The 17,190-nt window shown below is 62.1% G+C and carries 17 protein-coding genes; 7 read left to right on the top strand and 10 right to left on the bottom strand.

Annotation, left to right across the window (positions count from 1 at the left end; genetic code table 11):
• Positions 1 to 357: 357 nt before the first annotated feature.
• Positions 358 to 624 (bottom strand): hypothetical protein, encoded by a 267-nt coding sequence (locus IVA87_RS14515; RefSeq protein ID WP_247305248.1) that lies wholly within the window; start codon positions 622 to 624, stop codon positions 358 to 360.
• Positions 625 to 675: 51 nt separating this feature from the next.
• Between IVA87_RS14515 and IVA87_RS14510 the strand changes: the two genes are divergently transcribed.
• Positions 676 to 1,296: a TetR/AcrR family transcriptional regulator gene (locus tag IVA87_RS14510; RefSeq protein WP_247305250.1), complete on the top strand. Its 621-nt coding sequence runs from the start codon at positions 676 to 678 to the stop codon at positions 1,294 to 1,296.
• Positions 1,297 to 1,310: 14 nt separating this feature from the next.
• Here the strand turns inward: IVA87_RS14510 and IVA87_RS14505 are convergent, their stop codons facing one another.
• From IVA87_RS14505 to IVA87_RS14485, 5 genes are all read right to left on the bottom strand, one after another.
• Complete coding sequence (locus IVA87_RS14505; RefSeq protein WP_247333979.1) at positions 1,311 to 2,618, bottom strand: GGDEF domain-containing protein; 1,308 nt, start codon at positions 2,616 to 2,618, stop codon at positions 1,311 to 1,313.
• Positions 2,619 to 2,862: 244 nt separating this feature from the next.
• Entirely contained in the window at positions 2,863 to 4,167 is a 1,305-nt protein-coding gene (gene pncB / locus IVA87_RS14500) for a nicotinate phosphoribosyltransferase (protein ID WP_247305255.1), read from the bottom strand.
• Between the two features lie 278 nt (positions 4,168 to 4,445).
• Positions 4,446 to 5,051 (bottom strand): NYN domain-containing protein, encoded by a 606-nt coding sequence (locus IVA87_RS14495; protein ID WP_247305257.1) that lies wholly within the window; start codon positions 5,049 to 5,051, stop codon positions 4,446 to 4,448.
• A gap of 344 nt (positions 5,052 to 5,395) precedes the next feature.
• Positions 5,396 to 7,546 (bottom strand): adenylate/guanylate cyclase domain-containing protein, encoded by a 2,151-nt coding sequence (locus IVA87_RS14490; protein WP_247305259.1) that lies wholly within the window; start codon positions 7,544 to 7,546, stop codon positions 5,396 to 5,398.
• 20 nt (positions 7,547 to 7,566) lie between these two features.
• The gene (locus IVA87_RS14485; protein ID WP_247305260.1) at positions 7,567 to 8,235 is read right to left on the bottom strand and encodes a hypothetical protein; all 669 of its coding nucleotides are present in this window, start codon (positions 8,233 to 8,235) and stop codon (positions 7,567 to 7,569) included.
• 332 nt (positions 8,236 to 8,567) lie between these two features.
• Between IVA87_RS14485 and IVA87_RS14480 the strand changes: the two genes are divergently transcribed.
• The 3 genes from IVA87_RS14480 to IVA87_RS14470 all read left to right on the top strand — a co-directional run bounded on the left by IVA87_RS14480 (position 8,568) and on the right by IVA87_RS14470 (position 10,040).
• The gene (locus IVA87_RS14480; protein ID WP_247305262.1) at positions 8,568 to 9,011 is read left to right on the top strand and encodes a hypothetical protein; all 444 of its coding nucleotides are present in this window, start codon (positions 8,568 to 8,570) and stop codon (positions 9,009 to 9,011) included.
• A gap of 163 nt (positions 9,012 to 9,174) precedes the next feature.
• Entirely contained in the window at positions 9,175 to 9,459 is a 285-nt protein-coding gene (locus IVA87_RS14475) for a hypothetical protein (RefSeq protein WP_249817593.1), read from the top strand.
• 134 nt (positions 9,460 to 9,593) lie between these two features.
• The gene (locus IVA87_RS14470) at positions 9,594 to 10,040 is read left to right on the top strand and encodes a CHRD domain-containing protein (RefSeq protein WP_247305265.1); all 447 of its coding nucleotides are present in this window, start codon (positions 9,594 to 9,596) and stop codon (positions 10,038 to 10,040) included.
• Between the two features lie 51 nt (positions 10,041 to 10,091).
• Here the strand turns inward: IVA87_RS14470 and IVA87_RS14465 are convergent, their stop codons facing one another.
• The 3 genes from IVA87_RS14465 to IVA87_RS14455 all read right to left on the bottom strand — a co-directional run bounded on the left by IVA87_RS14465 (position 10,092) and on the right by IVA87_RS14455 (position 13,211).
• On the bottom strand, positions 10,092 to 10,457 hold the full coding sequence (locus IVA87_RS14465) for a VanZ family protein (protein ID WP_247305267.1): 366 nt from the start codon (positions 10,455 to 10,457) through the stop codon (positions 10,092 to 10,094).
• 72 nt (positions 10,458 to 10,529) lie between these two features.
• Entirely contained in the window at positions 10,530 to 12,122 is a 1,593-nt protein-coding gene (locus IVA87_RS14460; protein ID WP_247305269.1) for an EAL domain-containing protein, read from the bottom strand.
• A gap of 915 nt (positions 12,123 to 13,037) precedes the next feature.
• The gene (locus IVA87_RS14455; protein WP_247305272.1) at positions 13,038 to 13,211 is read right to left on the bottom strand and encodes a hypothetical protein; all 174 of its coding nucleotides are present in this window, start codon (positions 13,209 to 13,211) and stop codon (positions 13,038 to 13,040) included.
• Between the two features lie 1,177 nt (positions 13,212 to 14,388).
• Here IVA87_RS14455 and IVA87_RS14450 point away from each other — a divergent pair.
• The 3 genes from IVA87_RS14450 (at position 14,389) to IVA87_RS14440 (ending at position 15,565) form a co-directional block, all read left to right on the top strand.
• On the top strand, positions 14,389 to 14,526 hold the full coding sequence (locus IVA87_RS14450; protein ID WP_247305274.1) for a hypothetical protein: 138 nt from the start codon (positions 14,389 to 14,391) through the stop codon (positions 14,524 to 14,526).
• 40 nt (positions 14,527 to 14,566) lie between these two features.
• Positions 14,567 to 14,983 (top strand): hypothetical protein, encoded by a 417-nt coding sequence (locus IVA87_RS14445; RefSeq protein WP_247305279.1) that lies wholly within the window; start codon positions 14,567 to 14,569, stop codon positions 14,981 to 14,983.
• 303 nt (positions 14,984 to 15,286) lie between these two features.
• On the top strand, positions 15,287 to 15,565 hold the full coding sequence (locus IVA87_RS14440; protein ID WP_247305282.1) for a hypothetical protein: 279 nt from the start codon (positions 15,287 to 15,289) through the stop codon (positions 15,563 to 15,565).
• 10 nt (positions 15,566 to 15,575) lie between these two features.
• On the opposite strand, the gene IVA87_RS14435 is transcribed toward IVA87_RS14440, so the two are convergent.
• The gene (locus IVA87_RS14435; protein ID WP_247305285.1) at positions 15,576 to 16,664 is read right to left on the bottom strand and encodes a hypothetical protein; all 1,089 of its coding nucleotides are present in this window, start codon (positions 16,662 to 16,664) and stop codon (positions 15,576 to 15,578) included.
• Positions 16,665 to 17,190 lie beyond the last annotated feature (526 nt).

Below are 17,190 nucleotides of genomic sequence, written 5' to 3'. Positions count from 1 at the left end.
GACTAGTCCTGTTTTAGAAAGGCCGCCTGAGATTTACGTTGTCGGTGAAGCGTCATGACCGGAAGGGTATGGGATGAACGATTGCAGGGTGACGACGGTTGCCGGCCTGCCTTGTCGCCTCGATCCTTCCGATCCTGTTGGTCTCCAAGTGGTCTCGTTAGGTTCGCAAATATCTGAGCGCGACCGCAGTTCGGGCGAGATGGCCGCGCTTGCCGAGTATCGCGCCGGTTCTGAGGAAAAGCTGAACCGCATCGCCGAAGTCCGCCAGATCGACCGTCAATGTCCGGAGATGGTGAGTCCTTCGTTGCAACCGGATCTTGCATTCGAGCCGATCGGAACGTGCCGGCTGTGCCTGTCTCAGGTGAGATGGGAAAGGTGGCGAAAGGGCGAGAGGCGGCCGAGCAGGCTGAACCGGCGGCCCTCGAGACGCGCACGGGCACGGTTGGCGCGCCACATCCGGAAGGTCGCGCGCCGCTCAGTAAGCACGCCGGCGATGTCGCAGGCATTTGCGACGCGATCGATCGGGGTCATGGCGAACCGCAGCAGGGCGCGGCCAAAGCCGGTCACGAGAGCTGCGGCGTCATTGACGAAGGTGGCGGCGATATCAACAGCGAGGGTTTGCATTTTGCAGGTCTCCGGGTTATTTGAACAATGTTCAAAATGAGTAGCTTGAAAATGAACAATGTTCAAGAAGAATCGCTGCGCGAGCAGAAAAAAAGTCGGCGCCGGCTCCAGATCGTGGAGATTGCCCGCAGCATCATTTCAGCTAAGGGGCTGAGATCATTGAAGGTTCGCGATGTCGCGGAGACCGCCGGTTGCTCGGTCGGCAGCGTCTATAACGAGTTCGGCGACTTCGATGGGGTGATCCTGACCGTCAATCGGGAGACGGTTCAGGCGCTCACGACGCGGCTCCGCGGAGTTCCTGCCGAGGATCCCGTTCGTCAGCTCTATGGCCTCGCCGCGACCTATCTCGACTTCTTTGCTGAGCACGCCAATTTGCTGCGCTCGTTGTTCGAGCATCGGATGGAGGACGATCGCCCTTATCCGGACGACATCCTTCAGATGGTCATGGACGCCTTCGCACTGATGCATCCACCCTTGGTGCGGCTATTGCCGGACGCGAATGACGTGGAGATCGCGCTCTTGTCGCGTACGTTGTTTTCGGCCGTGCATGGAATCATCTCGCTCGGCCTCGAGGAGCGGATGGTGGCCGTGCCGCCGCAGATGCTGCGTCAGCAGATCGAGCAGTTCCTCGACGCCCATCTCGCCGGCCTAGGAATCTTGCCGCGGCGGTGACGGCGCGGGCAGCGTCAAGCGCGCGCCGCTTCGCGCGGCCGGGCTGCCGCGGCGAGGACATCCGGCCTTACGCCGTCGACCTGAACCCGGTTGCGTCCCTTCTCTTTGGCACGGTAGCAGGCGGCATCCGCGCGCCGCATCGCATCCTCGAGCGTAGTGTTGCGGTCGGTGATGCAGGCGACGCCGATGCTGGCGGTCACCGCAAAGCAACGGTCGTCCCAGGCGAAATTGAACAGCTCGAACAATCGGCGCAGCCGTTCGGCGATATCGACGGCATTCGGGGGCGGGCACCGCGGCAGGATCAGGCCGAATTCGTCACCGCCGAGCCGGGCCACCAGATCACGCGCATGCCGGTCCTGTTGCAGGAGGCGCGAGACCTGGCAGAGCAGGCGGTCGCCGGCGAGGTGGCCGCAGGTATCGTTGACACTCTTGAACTGGTCGAGGTCGAGCAGAATCAGTCCCAGCGGACCCGCGGCGGCATTGTCCAACTCGCTCTGCAGGCTCGCCTCGAAGGCGCGGCGGTTGGACAGGCCGGTCAGCCAGTCGTGCGACGCCTGCCAGGCCAGGCGCTCTTTCTCGGCGTGCAAGGCCTCCTCGAACGCCTGTCGTTGCAGCACCAGCCGCCGCGTATGCCAGATCAGGAGCAGGATCAGCGTCGCGGCGGTGACGATGTTGATGCACGTCAGCGTCACCTTGATGGCACGAGAGCCTTCACCGAGGACAGTGGAGAACCGCTTGGCATGCAGCGTGAATTGGGTATTGAGCTCCGAGAGCCGCGACGACAGGAATTGCAGGCGACCGTCGTTGTGAATGGGGCCGTTCTCCAACTCGGACCGGATGACCTCGCCGAACACGCTGAGCTCCAGCAGCATGGGATCGGTGGCAGCCCACTCCCGGATCGCTTCCTGGAGGAAACTGACACGGTTGAAGTAGCGATACAGCCAGATCAGTCCCGGAACGTCATCGGGATGATTGCCGCCTTGCAGGAAGCCGATGCGGGCGACCTCGACGTCGACCGGGTCGCGTTCGACCGCCCAGCGCGCGAATTGGTCGCCAATGGGAACGGCGAGCGCGGCCCGATATTGCGCGAACTGGCTGGCCTCGCCCGAATGCAGATAGCGATTGAGGAAGTAAACAGCGTTCTTCTGCGAGCGCGACCACAACGCTTCGCCGGCGACATAGGCGCGGACCGAGGACATCACCTCGAGGCTGAATCCTGCGATTGCCGCCTGGAGCACGACGACCATAACGAAAGGCGAGACGAGCTTGATGACGTGAAGGAGATTGTGTCCCTTCCTCGACGTCGCTGTTCTACGAAACACCCTGCGTTCCCCAAATCGATCAACGATCCCAGCGGAGCGTTGGCCTGCAACGCGAACTAGAGCAGAATGTTGCTTAACTCGACCTGAAAACGCGAGCGACTGCACCCAGGGTGAAGGTGCTGTGAAGTGGATGCGCGCAGATCGCGTCAAATACTGGTCAATCGGAACTGGCGCGGCATCGGCGAACCAAAGCCTCGTATTCATCGTGCGCGGTTTACCGGATCGAAAGAAACCTGGCCCGCTGCTAGACCAGCACCGGCTTGCGCACGCGTCCGGCATCGCCGAACACGCGCAGGTAACGCTCGATCTCCGAGGGCAGGCCGGTCGCTTTCTCCGGATTGTCGGAGAGCTTGACGGCCGGATGTCCGTCGACGGACGAAACCTTGCAGACCAGCGAGATCGGATCGAGATTGAACGAGCCGTCCGGCGTGCAGCCGACGAAGTCGTTGGTGAGGTTAGTGCCCCAGCCGAACGAGAGCCGCACACGGCCAGCGAAGTGGTGATAGGTCTCCTCGATCGAGCCGACATCCATCGCGTCGGAGAAGACGAGCAGCTTGTCCTTGGGATTGCGGCCCATCTTCTTCCACCAGGCGATGATCTCCTCGCCGGCCTGGATCGGCGGCGCGCTGTCGGGGCGGAAGCCGGTCCAGTCGGCGACCCATTCCGGCGCATCGCGCAGGAAAGCTTTCGTGCCGAAGGCGTCGGGCAGCGCGATCAGAAGGTTGCCGCCATAGGTCTGGCGCCACTGGTCGAGGATGCGATAGGGCGCCCAGCGCAATTCCTCGTCGTCCCTGGCGAGCGCGGCCGCGACCATCGGCAGCTCATGCGCGTTGGTGCCGATGGCTTCGAGATCGTTGTCCATCGCGAGTAGCACGTTGGAGGTGCCGATGAAGGACGAGCCGAGGCCTTCCTTCACCGCCTCTACACACCAGCGCTGCCAGAGAAAGCCGTGACGGCGGCGGGTGCCGAAGTCGGACAGGCGGAGGTTTTCCAGCTTGCGCAGCCGCTCCACCTTGGTCCACAGCTTGGCCTTGGCGCGGGCGTAGAGCACGTCGAGCTCGAAGCGGCCGCGGCCCTTCATCGCTGCGCGCGAGCGCAGCTCGTTGAGGATGGCGAGTGCCGGAATCTCCCACATCGTTGTGTGGGTCCAGGGCCCGTGGAAATGCAGCTCGTACTGGCCCTCGACCTTGCGCAGCTCGTATTCGGGCAGGCGGAATTCGGCCAGCCAGCGGATGAAGTCCGCCGAGAACATGTGGGTCTTGCCGTAGAAGGTGTTACCGGCAAGCCAGATCAGCTCCTTCTTGGTGAAGCGGATTGTGCGGGCATGGTCGAGCTGGGCGCGCAGCTCGCCCACGTCGATGATCTCGGCGAGACGCACATGGCGCGAGCGGTTGATGACCGAGAAGGTCACTTGCTGATTCGGGTAATCCTCCCGAATCATCTGTAACATCAACAGCTTGTAGAAATCGGTATCGAGCAGGCTGCGGATGATGGGATCCAGCCGCCAGCTGTGATTGTAGGTTCGGCTCGCAATGTCGGTCACTGTCATGGGGCGATTTTAGCGTGGCTCCCCTCGCGCAACCAGTGGGTTTGGCGGGAATCAGGTTTTCGTAAGGGGGGCCGGCTCAAGCGGCAGCCCTCGCCGCGACAGTCTCGCGCTGGCTCGCCATGAACATCGGCAGCTCGGCCAACCTTCGCGCGCGCGCGATGGCCGGCTTCGACATCTTCAGGAGAACTTTTCGGAGGTCCTGGTGACGCCGAGCACCAAGGGCGAACGCACGACGCTGGAAAGCAGGGTGCTCGACGGTGCCGGCGGCCGTCCCAGGATCATTCCACCCGGTCGCCCCGATCGATCGATCCGCGTGCGAGGAATTGCGGTGGCTGCCGAAGCTCGCGGGGCCGGTCGGCGGGATCGCGCCCCACTTTTGGTTTCAGGTCTGCCAAATCGAGGAATACGTCCGCCTGTCGGCGCAGGTCGTCGGCGATCATGGGCGGCTGAGTGGAGAGCGTGGAGACCACCGTCACGCGGACACCGCCGCGTTGCAGGGCTTGCACGAGCGAACGAAAGTCCCCATCGCCCGAGAACAACACGATCTGATCGACGTGTTCGGCGAGCTCCATCGCACTCACGGCGAGATCGACATCCATGCAGCCCTTCACCTTGCGGCGGCCGGTGGTGGCGTCGACGAACTCCTTGGCGAGCTTGGTGATGACGGTGTATCCGTTATAATCGAGCCAATCGATCAACGGGCGGATTGAGGAAAACTCCTGATCCTCGATGACGGTCGTGTAGTAGAAGGCGCGCAACAGTGCACCTCGGCTTCGAAACTCGCTGAGCAACCGCCTGAAATCGATGTCGAAGCCGAGCGCTTTGGAGGTGGCATAGAGATTGGAGCCATCGATAAAGAGTGCGATCTTCTCAAGGGAAGACATTGTGCACAAATCTCCAGTTTCGAAAAAAAGCTGGCGATGGCTTGCTGAAAAAAGCGGCGCAGACGACCGGACAGGGGTGGCCGTCTTGCGCGAAGGTCAGGGAGGTTTCATGCCACCAGCGCCAGGGCGCCGAATGCAGTCACGCTAGAGCGCGCGCATTCCGTGCTCAATTGTACTGAGGTAAACGGCCTCTATCCAAAGGATAGGACACCATATACGAAGGTAAGTGGCGTGCCGGCCAACAAAGGCCGAGGTCGTCAGACTTCCTCCCGATGCGCGCCTGCCGGAGCTGCCGGTTTAGGGTGGCACGCGTTTACCCTGCCCTGGAGGGGAGCGATCAACTGCTACTTCCCCTCGAGCATGTTGACCGGTGTCCAATCAGACGCGGGCGGATTCGCGATCAGCATTCTGGCGCGTTTGGCGAATAGCGCCGACGAGGGATCGATCTTCGCCGCGCTCTCGAACGCTTCGGCCGCCTTCACAAAATCCCTGGCCCGCCAGCAGGCCAAGCCTTCCGCATACGCTGCGGCCACCTTCGCCTGCTCGGCGCTCGCCGCGCCTCTCTCCGCCAGCGGCTCGAACACCCTGACCGCCTCGCCGCGTCCCAACACCCTGATCGCATCGAGCTCGCGCCAGGCGAAGGTGTCACCGGTCTGCGCCATCGTGGTTTCGGAGGCCATGATCGCGGTGCCGTAATATTTGTTGGCGCCCTCGAGCCGCGAGGCAACGTTCACCGTGTCGCTCATCACGGTGTAGTTGAAGCGGCGGCGCGAGCCGATGTTGCCGACCACGGCTTCGCCGCTGTTGAGGCCGATACGATGCGACAGGCCGTGGCCCGCAAAGGCGGCATTGTTGGCGTTGAGCTCTGCGAGCTTCTGGTGGCATTTCAGCGCGGCACGCACCGCATTGCGCGCATGTGCAACGTCGTCGGCCGGGGCGCCGAACATGGCGACGATGGAATCGCCGATATATTTGTCGACGTACCCGCGATGGGCCTCGATGATGTCGGTCATGGCGGACAGATATTCGTTCATCAGGGTCACAAGCTCGCCAGGTGTCATCGTCTCCGCGATCGAGGAGAAGCCGCTGAGGTCGGAGAAGAACATGGTGACGTTGCGCATCTCGCCGCCGAGCGCCGGCATCTTGCCGGATGTAACCATGGTGTCGATCACTTCAGGCGCGAGATAGAACGCAAAGCTCTTGCGCAGGAAGCGCTCGTCGCGATCGGCCAGCACGAAGCGGTAGCCGATCATCATCGCGAGCGCGGCAAGGCTTGCGAGCGCAGGCTCGGTCAGCGGCAGTGCCAGGGCGTGAACGAACGCACCGACGGCCACGGCGGAGTAAGCGGCGGTGAGGGCGAGCCAGGCGATCAGGGCGCCGCTCGGTGCAAGCACACAGGCGGCGCAAGCGATGACGAGCGCGAACAGGATCGTGAGAATGCTCCGCGCGGGAAAGCCGAGCTCGGTCACGGCGTCGCGTTCGATCAAGTTGCGAACGACGGTGGCGTGCACGAAGACGCCGGCGACATCGCTGCGGGGGCGTTGCGCGCCACGCTCCGGCGCGGGCAGGGCGCATCGCGCCGCCGGCGTGCCGTCATATCCGCCAGACAGGCGCAGCGAGGTGAGCTTACGGTCCTCGAAATTCAGGACCGTGCCGAGCAGCACGACCTTGCCGTCGAAGGCGCGGCGAAAGAAATCGCGATCGCCCTTCTCGACGCAGGCGCGCAGGTCGGCGAAGGAGAAGGTCGGGACGTCGCGTCCCAGCCCGCGAAAGTTGAGTGTGATTGTATTCGGCATCGCGCTCGGGATCGCATAGCCGGACAACTCGGTCGCGCCGGACGGCGCAATCTCAGGCTTTGCGCCAAGCGCACGCGCAGCCAGCTCGACCGCCATCGCGGGGACAGGCTTGCCCTCGATGGCAAAGCTCAATGGCATGCGCCGGATCACGTCGTCGGGATCAGTGTGTACGTTGAGCGCGCGGATGGTATTGCGCACGGCCACTTGCTGTGCGCGATAGGGCACTTCCGGGTGTTCGTTGTTCAGGATTTCGCCGAGCACCAGTTTGCCGCTGTCGGAGATTTGCCGCAGGGCGATCAGATAATCCCGATCGAAACCCCTCATGCGGGTGCCGAGCGGCGCGTCGCCGAAGGGAATCTCGGACTGCTCGATCGAGCTCGGAAAGATGACGTCGAAGCCAATGACCTTTGCGCCGCCCTCGGTGATGCTGCCGAGCACCCGTCCAATCTCACGCGTCCAGGTTTGCGTCGGCGATCCCTTGAAGGGCGGCGTGTCGTAGGTTTCCGCATCGATCGCGACTACAACGACCGGCGACATTGCAGGATCGCGGCGCTCACCCATCAGCTTGCCGCGCAGCGCGGTGAGGATGTCGAGCGACAGGCCTTGCAGCATCTGAAGCGGCGGAGACATGACGATCGCGCCCGCGAGGAGCGCAATCAGGATCGCCGCAACGATGTCCCGCCTGCCGATCCGCCGCATCGCGGCCTCGCTAGGTCCGTCTATTCGAGCCGCAGCAGGCGGCCGATAACCGGGGTAGGCGATGCCGTCGCGCCGGCGTCGACTTGGAAGGCGTAACGCTTGGCGCCGAGAATGGCGAGATAGCTGCCGCCCGGGGTCAGTGACTTTCCGGCCCTGGCAAAGTCATAGAATTTGCCGCGGATCATGACGTCGTTCTTGAGCGGCACGCTGATCGTGGGTTCCTTGCCGTCGGTGCGCTCGATCACGAGCGTGCTGCCGCTCTTGGCCTGGACCAGCGGCGCGACGCCATAGATCGTCGGCAGCTTGGACGGAGCCCCCTTGGCATCGGACCGCACGGTCCGGAAGGTGGTCGCGGCACTCTGGTTGGCCTCGCGTTCGGAGAGCTGCGCCGCCTTGGTATCGCAGGGCACCTTGGCGCGCTGAACGTCGCCGAGCTGTACGGTGCTCTGTTCAGTGCCGACCAGGACGACGCCTTCGCTGATTGTTTCGCGCAAGCAGGATTTCAGATAGCTGAGGGTAACGCTGGTCTTGGGCCCGAGCTTGATGATCTTGCCCGGCGCCACATAGTCCATGAACTCGACGCCGTCGACCTTGCCTTGCACATCCTCGACAATCGCGGCGGGTGTCTCCGCCAGGGCGGGGGCCGCAATACAGAACGCGCCGACAAGGGCGCCGATCAGGCTTTTCATGGGAATTCTCATCCAATTCGACGATGCTCTACCGGTCCCCGTCCCGGTCCGATGCGTAGCAGCGGGGCGCCCAGGCAAGTGTGACCAGAATCACTCTTTGATATTGGTGCACTTTATCAGGAAGAGGTTCAAATCGGCGACGGGGTATCAAGGCAGGGGCACGACGGCATAGAACTGTTTTGACGTCGCTGCCGGCTTCGCCTCGCGGCCGGCAGAATTTTGATGATTGACTTCGCAGCGTGTTAACCGTGGCGGAATGCGCGCCGCGCCAGCCATTGTCGCGCCCCACAGGTTCGTTGCAAATACGGGTGAAAATCACGACGGATGTTCCCATGCTGAAAGAAGGCAAATACGCGGCGTGGTTCAGAACCGCACAAGCGCAAGGCACCGGTATCGTGCATCTGGCCCAGGGCCGGATTTCGGGCAGTGACAGCTTCTTCACCTATGGCGGCTCCTATCAATTCGATGACGACCAGCGTTTCACGGCCGTTCTGACCACGCGCCGGCATGCCGACGGCCCGCCGACCGTGTTCGGGCGTGACGAGGTCGAAGTCTATCTCTCCGGCGTCTTCAGCGGCGCTATGGCGACCTGCTCCGGAACGGCGAAACAAGCGCCTGACGTGAAATTCGAGGCTACGCTGATCTACAGTCAGGAAGATGCCCCGGCTGCCGATGTCAGGAGCGCGGTCGTGAAGCTCAATGCCGACAAGCTGCCCAAGGGGCCCGACAGCCGTTCCCGGCCGCGGCATCCGTTCACGGCGGGCCCGCCTAGGTGAAAGCCAAATCGACCATCATCCGCGCAGCTCCACGGGTGCCCGCCGCGATCATTAGCATTGCATTGACACTATTGTTTCGAAATCACACCGCGGCCGCGCTGCAGCACCCCTGCCTTTAGACGCGAGAACTAGCCTCGCGGCCGATCAAGTGTGGTGGAAGAAGATGCCTCAAATCTGGATGACATACGACGAACTCGGTGCGCTTTGCGGCTGCGGCGCAATGGAGGCCAGGGAGCGTGCCATCCATTTGTCGCTCGATCGCCGCAAGAGTCGCGACGGGACGACGCGCGTCAAACTCGATCTGGCGCTGACGGCCAAGTTCTTTGCAGCCGTTCGTGAGGCGGATTTCGATCTGGATTGCGCCATTGAGGCGCTGCACAACACCCATCGGCAGATGGCCGAACTCCTGGCTCCCACCCAGCTCCACAACAGGCGTGGAGCGGCCTGAGCCTCCGCGTGTTCCGGCCTACGCCGAAGGCTAATTCCCGCGTTCGTCCCGAATCAGCATAAGCTCTGTGGCGGAATTTCCGGCTGTCGTCGGTGTTCACTGCCGATGGGTCGCGAAGTCCGCAGGAGGGATGCATGAGCAAAGCCGGGTGTCGGGCGTCGGTGGCACTGTTGGGAACGCTCGCGCTCATTGGAAGCGTCATTGCGACGAGCGGGACGGCAAACGCGGAAGTCGTGAAGCTGCAAGCCGAGCTCAAGGGAAGCAATGAAGTGCCTCCGAACAGCTCGACCGGATCGGGCAAGGCAGAAGCCAGCTACGACAGTGAAACGAAAGTTCTGACTTACACCGTCACCTATGCCGGGCTTACGGGACCGGCAATGGGCGCGCATTTCCATGGCCCCGGCGAAGCCGGCAAGAACGCCGGCATCGTCTTGCCGTTCAAGACAGTGCAAAGCCCAATCCAAGGCAGTGCCACGCTCACCGACGCGCAGGCGGCAGATCTACTGGCCGGAAAATGGTACGCAAACATCCATACGGCCGCGAACCCGGGCGGTGAATTGCGCGGCCAGATGATGAAGTAAGGACCGGTTGTGCGTCCGAACGGTGATCTTGCTGAAGCGATACCGGTTGCTTCAGGACGGCGGTCTGGGCAAGAACGCCAGGATCATTTGGGCGAGCATGACGCCGACGGTGCCTCCTGCCGCCTTCTGGAGCACGTCGAGAAAGCCCGGATCCCGATCGGGTATCAACGCTTGCATCAGCTCCAGCCCCATCGCGACCGCGATGACGAGCGAGCAAGCCAAACCGAGCCGTCCTGGCAGCAAGAAGGAAAGAAGGAAGCCGAGCAGCCCATAGGCACTGAAGCGCTCGATCACGACGACCCAGTACGCCTCGTGATGCCCCAGGAGCGCGGGTCTTCCTGCCAGCTTCGCCAGCGTGGCGTAGACGATGAGGGCAAGGCAGATGCTCGCGGCTGCAATGAGATGGTTTCTGCGCATGGCACCAGCATAGCCGGTCGGTTGCCGGTCTGGCTCGAAAGCAGAAAATATCGTTAAAAGCTCGCGCCGCCGTTACGCCACCAAAGCCGTATCATCTGACACCGCCGCGCCTGATTGCGCCGCGCGCCGGCACTCGACGAGCTCACTAAACTTGGCGAACGGAAGCGGAGGCGCCACCAGATAGCCCTGGCCCTCTTCCACGCCGGATGCGACCAGCGCGCGGAGCTGCTCCTCCGTCTCAATGCCTTCCGCGACCACGGTCATATGGAGGTCCCTCGCGAGCGCCACCAGCATTTCCACGATCGTCGTCGTCGACGCGTCCACGGTGATCGTGTCCACGAAGAACTTGTCGATCTTGATCGTGTCGGCGCCGAGGCCTTTCAATCGGGACAGTCCGCTATGGCCGACGCAGACGTCGTCGATGGCAACGCGGAAGCCATGGTCTCGCAGGTCGGCGACAACCGCCGCGGCGCGCGCAAGATCGTCGAGCTCGTCGCGCTCGGTGACTTCGACCACGATTTGGCGCGCGGAGACCCTGGCCGTCAGGACCGTGCGACGCAGCGTTTCGACGAAGCCGGCACTCAGCAGCTGCTTGGGCACGACATTCAGGGACAGCTTGAAGGTCTTGTCCGCCCTCAGCATTGGCTGCAGGTCGGACAGCGCCGATCTCAGGATCTGCCAAGTCATCGCCTGGATGCGTCCACTGGATTCGGCGAGCGGAATGAAGTTCATCGGCGGGACGACCGAGCCGTCTCGGCGCACCCAGCGCGCCAAAACCTCGCAGCCTGTGATCCGGCCCGCCCTGAGCTCGAAGATGGGTTGGTAGTATGGCTTGAATTCGCCAGCCGCCAATCCGCGATCGAGATCGGCGACCGGCCCTTCCATCCGGCGGCTGCGTGCCAGCAGGATGCCGAAGAGTGTGCCAAGGCCAAGGGCGACTGCGAGCGCCGGCCAATAAGCCTCGCTGTTCCAGCTCGAGAGCACCGCGTGCTCGAGCCGGATCGTGGCATCAAGCGGCAAGCGCGTGGAATGCCTCTCGAAGCTGATTGGTCTCACCAGCGGCCTGTCGGCATCGAGCAGGAATTCGCCGAGCTTCTCGCCATTGCTCAAGGTGAGGGTCACCTCGCTGTGCGCGCGCAGCTCGGCGGGCATGATGTCGAACAGGCTGGCATTGATGCCGACAATGGCGACAAGGGCGGAGCTGTCATTGATGTCCCTGAGCACGCCCAAGGCGTCGCCGCCGAACTGCTCCACGCGGAACAGCGACAGCGCCTTGTCGCGCGAGGGCAGCATGTCATGGCGACCCGCCCATCCCTTGTCGAACTCGAGCGTCTCGGAATAGGCCGAGCAGATCACCGAGCCATCCGGTTTGACGAGGCGGACGTCCTTGATCGCCGAGCGCTGGTAGACGTGGAGGCGGATGGCTTGCAACGCCGCGGGCTCGCAGCTGGCGAGATTGCGTTTTGGGAGTTCGTCTAGGCTGGCCGCAGCAAAATCGACGGCCAATTCGGAGCGCCGCAGAACGACCTCGGTCAACTCGTTCAGCTGATGCGCCTGCTGGTGGCGAATGACGGCGTCCGCGGCGAAATGGCCGGACAAGGCGAACGCCATCGTGCTCGCAAGCACGAGCGCCGCAAACGGAAGGTTCGGTCGCAGTCGTTTCATCAGGGTCAGGCGAAATGAGGCGAGGCTTGGAGAATTGATCCTAGCCAGCGCGGGCTAAGATAGAGTTTAACGGGCGGACCGGCGCGGGGCCTACCCGGGTGATGGTTGGCCGATGGTCTCGCGGCGCAAGCACTAGAAACGAGCATGGAAAGTTGAGCAGTATGATCAGGACGTTAAGCATCCTTCTCCTGGCGCTAATTGTCGGGAGCTCTGCGGCTTCGGCACAGGGAACCAAAGACCGGCCAGCGGGCACGCAGCCCACTTCGGCGACCCGCAGCGGCACTGGAACGAATTCCGGTTCGGACAGCATGGGTGGCGCGTTCAAAGGAACGGGGACGCCCAATTACGGGACCAGCTCCGGGATGGGCTCCCAGAAGAAGACCAACAACTAAGGCGTGATCCGGAAAAGTGCGAAGCGGTTTTCCGAAAAGATCATGCTCAAACGATAACCTAAGCGCGATGACGATTGGTCCTGATCTCATCGCGCTTTAGGTTGAACGAGCCGAACGGACCCCTGGGGCGAGATCTTCTATCGCCGATCACCGCCCGAGGCGATGGCGCAGAGGAATCACGTCGGGATAGGGTGAACTGGGCCTGTGGATGGGGGACGTGGCCGAATGGCGGGGGGTCCGGAGCCGAAGCACCACGAAGGCGATATTGATCGCCAGCCAAATCAACATCGCGGAAATGGCCAAGTTGAGCACCGCCAGGCCTCGCTGTGAAGTGTGGCATCAACACCCAAGCGTTGGTTTGGTTCCGCCCGCCGGGATGAAGCTGTGGCCACGTCGAAGGCGTGTTGCGGCGCTGTCGAGGATGGGATCACCTGTTCGGCTCGCCCGCGACGTCGTTCGCGCGCACCGCAGCGCGGGGAGGTCGGCTGCGAGGCGCAAGGCGAGCGCTGCCGCGCTTCCGCGGCTAGGACTTCTTGCCCCCCTTCGACTTCAATGAAAGACCGAGGCGCAATGCCATGCGCTTGATCGCATCAGGCGAGCGCCCGAGAACTTTCGCGGCCTCTTCCAGCGAAGCCGACGACTTGGCCAGCTCCATGAGCCGGCGGTCTTCCTTGAACGACCAGGGCTTGCGCGCCATAACCGAAATGATCCTCTCGTCGACACAAGACAAAGCCGCCAAGCGACCCACGTTCGCTCGACGGCTTTGCTTGGGTGGGGCCGGGCTTGGGGGAGCCCGGTGCGAAGATGGATAAGCCAAATGCGAGACTTCGCAACAAACAACGCGGATTAAGCTAACTGCTCAACCTTACCGGGATGAAGTTGGTGCATGACGCTCCGTATAACCACGGAAGTTTCGTCAGTGTCTGCAATCGCCAGCAGCCGCGTGCGAAAAAATTGTCGGAAGCGACGTCATCACGCAGAGTACAGACACGCTCGACCACCGGTGCGCGTGGCTCAGGCTGCTTGCCGAGGTGAACAGGGTTAGCATCGCCGGCGGGATCCGCTCTTGAACAATGAGAGATTTCGTCATCCTCCCGGCCCTAGGTTTTCTCGCCGACGACCAAAATCCAAGCACCACGTTGCACAAACTTCATGTTCGTCTGACAAAAGTTTCAGCGCCGATGATCTTGAAGTCGTCACGACATCACGTTGAAATGGACCGGGAGGAGCGTTCCGAAAACTGGGAACATTCCAAATGCTTGCAGTTCTGGCTTTGATTTCGATTTTTGCAGCTGGCTTTTGCTGCGGCTATGGTGTGCGGGCGTGGCGCTCGCGCAAGCGATCAGCGCGATATCGTCTCTATGCGCCCTACACGCCGGCCTCGATGAGAGTCAGGCAAAGCGAGCGTCCGTCGTGATGGCAAAAACATGGCGCGACGTTTCGGTTGGAGTTGATGTTGTGGCAACGTCAAATAACCATGTGCAGTTAGGTTAACGCGGCGCGATCCTTGAGCGCTTCGGAAAGGCAACTTAAGGCGGATCAGTTTGTGGCGAGAGTTTAGTCATCTCGATTTTTGCGGCTCGCAGGGTAGGCGTAGATGGCGTATTTGATTGTGTTGCTGGGCGCGACTTGCGTCCTCATTTTGGTCGCGTTTGTTCGTAGCTTTGATCGCCGGCTGAAAGATCTTCCAGGGCCTTGGATCATGAATGAGGGCCATTCGAGATGATTGATCAAAGGCGCAATGCGCCCCGTAGGTATTTCGTCGACGCACAAGGGCGTCGTGTCCTGATCGGCCTTTCGCTGCAGGAAACTGCGGAGTTCGAAGCGCTGATCTTTCACCGAACGATACGTTGCAATTTGCGTCTGAGATTTACGTGAGCGAAGCAGCCGCCGCCGCGGCCGAACTTCGCTGGCTTGATCTCTATTCCAGGCACGAACGAGCCTGGCGGGCATGGATCGAACAAAGCCGGGCGGAGCGGGCGCAGGATTTAGGCTTTGTTAACTATGTCTGACCGATGGTAGCCGCCTGATCTCGAATGTGGGATGGCCCAAATGTTTCAGCTGTTCCTGAGAGCGCGCGCACACAATCTTCTCGGCTCCCGCCGCGAGGACAAGGGTTTTAAGGCGCGCTCTGTCGAGCGTGATGCCGAGACCGACCGCGTGCGGATCGGTGCCGTCCTGGCGGCGATTGAAACAGCATTGCAGGATGCGGAGCGGGAGCAGGCCGGCCTCAACCGGCGTGTTGATGATGCCCTCGCGCGTGCGTCCGTCACCTTCGGAAATGGCACCGATGAATATCTCGAGCGAGAGCCGCTCGACAATTATCATCAGGATCTCTTCGCGGCCGACATCTCGAATGGCCAGCGACGGCTCAAGGAATTGGCAAGCAGCATTGCTCACTTGAAGTTCGTCAAGGCCGCAATGCTCACGCGCTTTCCGGATTTCAAACCGCCGCAGCTCAACAGCTAAAGCGAGATGAGCTTTGGTTGGATCGGTGCGAGCCGAGGAGGGCACCTCTCCCGTAGGCAGAGGTGAACCAGATAATCGGCGTCGGCGCCCGTTTGAAACTGCTTCCGCGCGCTCCCTCCTCATCCTGAGAAGCCCGCCCAAAGCGGGCGTCTCGAAGGATGGCCGCAGGAAACACTCTCAAATGCATAGCCCTGCGCCGCGTGGCTACGGCCGCGTGACAATTCGGCACCGCTTTGCCGTTTGGTGCTGCGATCCTTTTTGCTATGGTCCCGGCAAGCATCCACGAATTGAAGGAGCGAAGAGGTGCCGGTCAAGAATTTGCGGACGTTGATTGGATTGGCAGGTGCTTTGACACTGGCCGCGCCGGCGACGGCTTCGGCCATCACTGCCGAGGTGGCGCGCGCATGCGATGCGGCGCTGGCCAAGGCCTTTCCGCCCAGACAAATCGGCAACCCCGCGGCGGGGAGCACCAAGGGAACGGCCAAGGAGAAGCGCGAATACTTCCAAAAATGCGTCGCCAACAACGGCAAGGTCGACGACATGCCGCCGGACGCGCCAAAGGACAACAAGCCGGCCAAATAACAACAGATGGCTACGGCTGCTGGCGTCGGGGCGGCGGACAGGGCGAGTAGAACGCGCCGTTCGTTGCATTGATACGTTCGACGCATTGATTGGGATCAGTGACCGTTCCGGCCACCGTGAAGTCGTAGCCCATGCCCTTGACCACCACGACGTAGCGGCCGGGGGCGAGCGTAAACCCGTCCTGCTCTGGTTGGAGCAACAGCATTCTCGACTGGTCTTCGACCGGGCCTACCTTGTAGGGGTAGGACATGCTACGAATGACCCAGGAATCGCCGGCGCTGATCATGGCGGCTTTCCCGGTGGCATCGACGCCCATCGCCCGGGAGACTTTCGCGACCACCCGAACTTCGGTCCCGCTTGGATCGACACCCCCGTCGGGCCTGAACACGATGAATTTGACATCGCCGTCCGTCAATGTGGTCGCGCTCGGCGTGTTGATGGCTGCCGAGATCGCGACGCGCCGGTCCGGAATCTTTCCGGGCACCGGCTTGAGCTCATGGAGCTGGCCCTCGCTCAAGGCGTAGACGCCGAAGGTCGTCGGCAAAGGCATCGACGGTTGTGCAGCTTGCGCCGGCTCCTTTGGGCTTTCCGGCCGGCGTTCACCGGTCTCGCCCACCGCGGGAGTCGGGATGGCGGTCGGCTGAGGCTCCGAGCTTTTCGGTGAGCGCACGGACGGCAGCGCCATCTGCGACAATTCGGTCACTTGTGTCCTCAGACGCAGCCAATAGGCGGCACCGGCACCAGCGCCGGCAATGAGCAGGAGGATGGCGGTCAATCGAACGAGAGATTTAAAGGCGCCGCTTCGTTTGAGTTGGTCCAGCGATCTTGGCAGTGCCGCAGGTCCGCGTGGCGTTTCCGCGGCCTTCGGAGCGGCCGGTGAAGCCAAAGCAGGCCGCGCCGGAATGGGCGGGGGAACAGGGGCATTGGCCGACGGACAATTCGCCACGACGGTGGCGGCAGTCTTTGCCGGTGAGGACGGCTCGCTTTGGTCAAAGGACCGTTCGACCTCCCGGATGGCGCGTTCGAGGACCTGTTGGAGCGCTCGTGCTTCCCGCGCATCGGCCTGGGTGAATTGTTCCAGCAGCTTGATGCGGGCCAATTCGTAAACGACATCCCGCATCTGCCGAGGGTCGTCGGAGATTTCGCGGATCCGCCCTGATAACAGGCGGACAAGTCCAGCCTTGATCTCGTGCGCGTTGGCTGCAGTGTCACCGGGCTCGGTCATTAAGGCCGATCAACTAACCCGGATACAGCTGTTTCGCTAGGCCTTTTCACCGCGGATTCTTCGGCTACGGTGGCTCGCTCCGATGGATCCGACCTGCAAAGGTCCGTCGCGACCATCTCGAATAGCTTGCTTTTGGGCAGAAACCTGTGACATGTCGCCCAGCTCCTCTTTCCGGTGTTTGATGATGCGCAGCATTTTGACCGCAATCAGTTTCTTAGCCCTTCTGGTTCAGCCCGCTTTGGCGCAAGGCGTGAAGGATCAGGCCAACACCACCAGTTCCAGCATCATCACAACGCCGACCAAAAAGGCGCAAACCAGCCCGGCCGCGTCCCGGCCTACCGCGGTCCGAAATGTGACGGGGAGCCTTCCTGCCGGAAGGGCGGCCCAAGGCGTCTGGAGG

This window comes from Bradyrhizobium sp. 147 (assembly GCF_023073935.1).
Lineage (GTDB): Bacteria > Pseudomonadota > Alphaproteobacteria > Rhizobiales > Xanthobacteraceae > Bradyrhizobium.
Note: the sequence above shows the minus strand (reverse complement) of the source record. Positions and strands in the feature narration are given on the sequence as shown.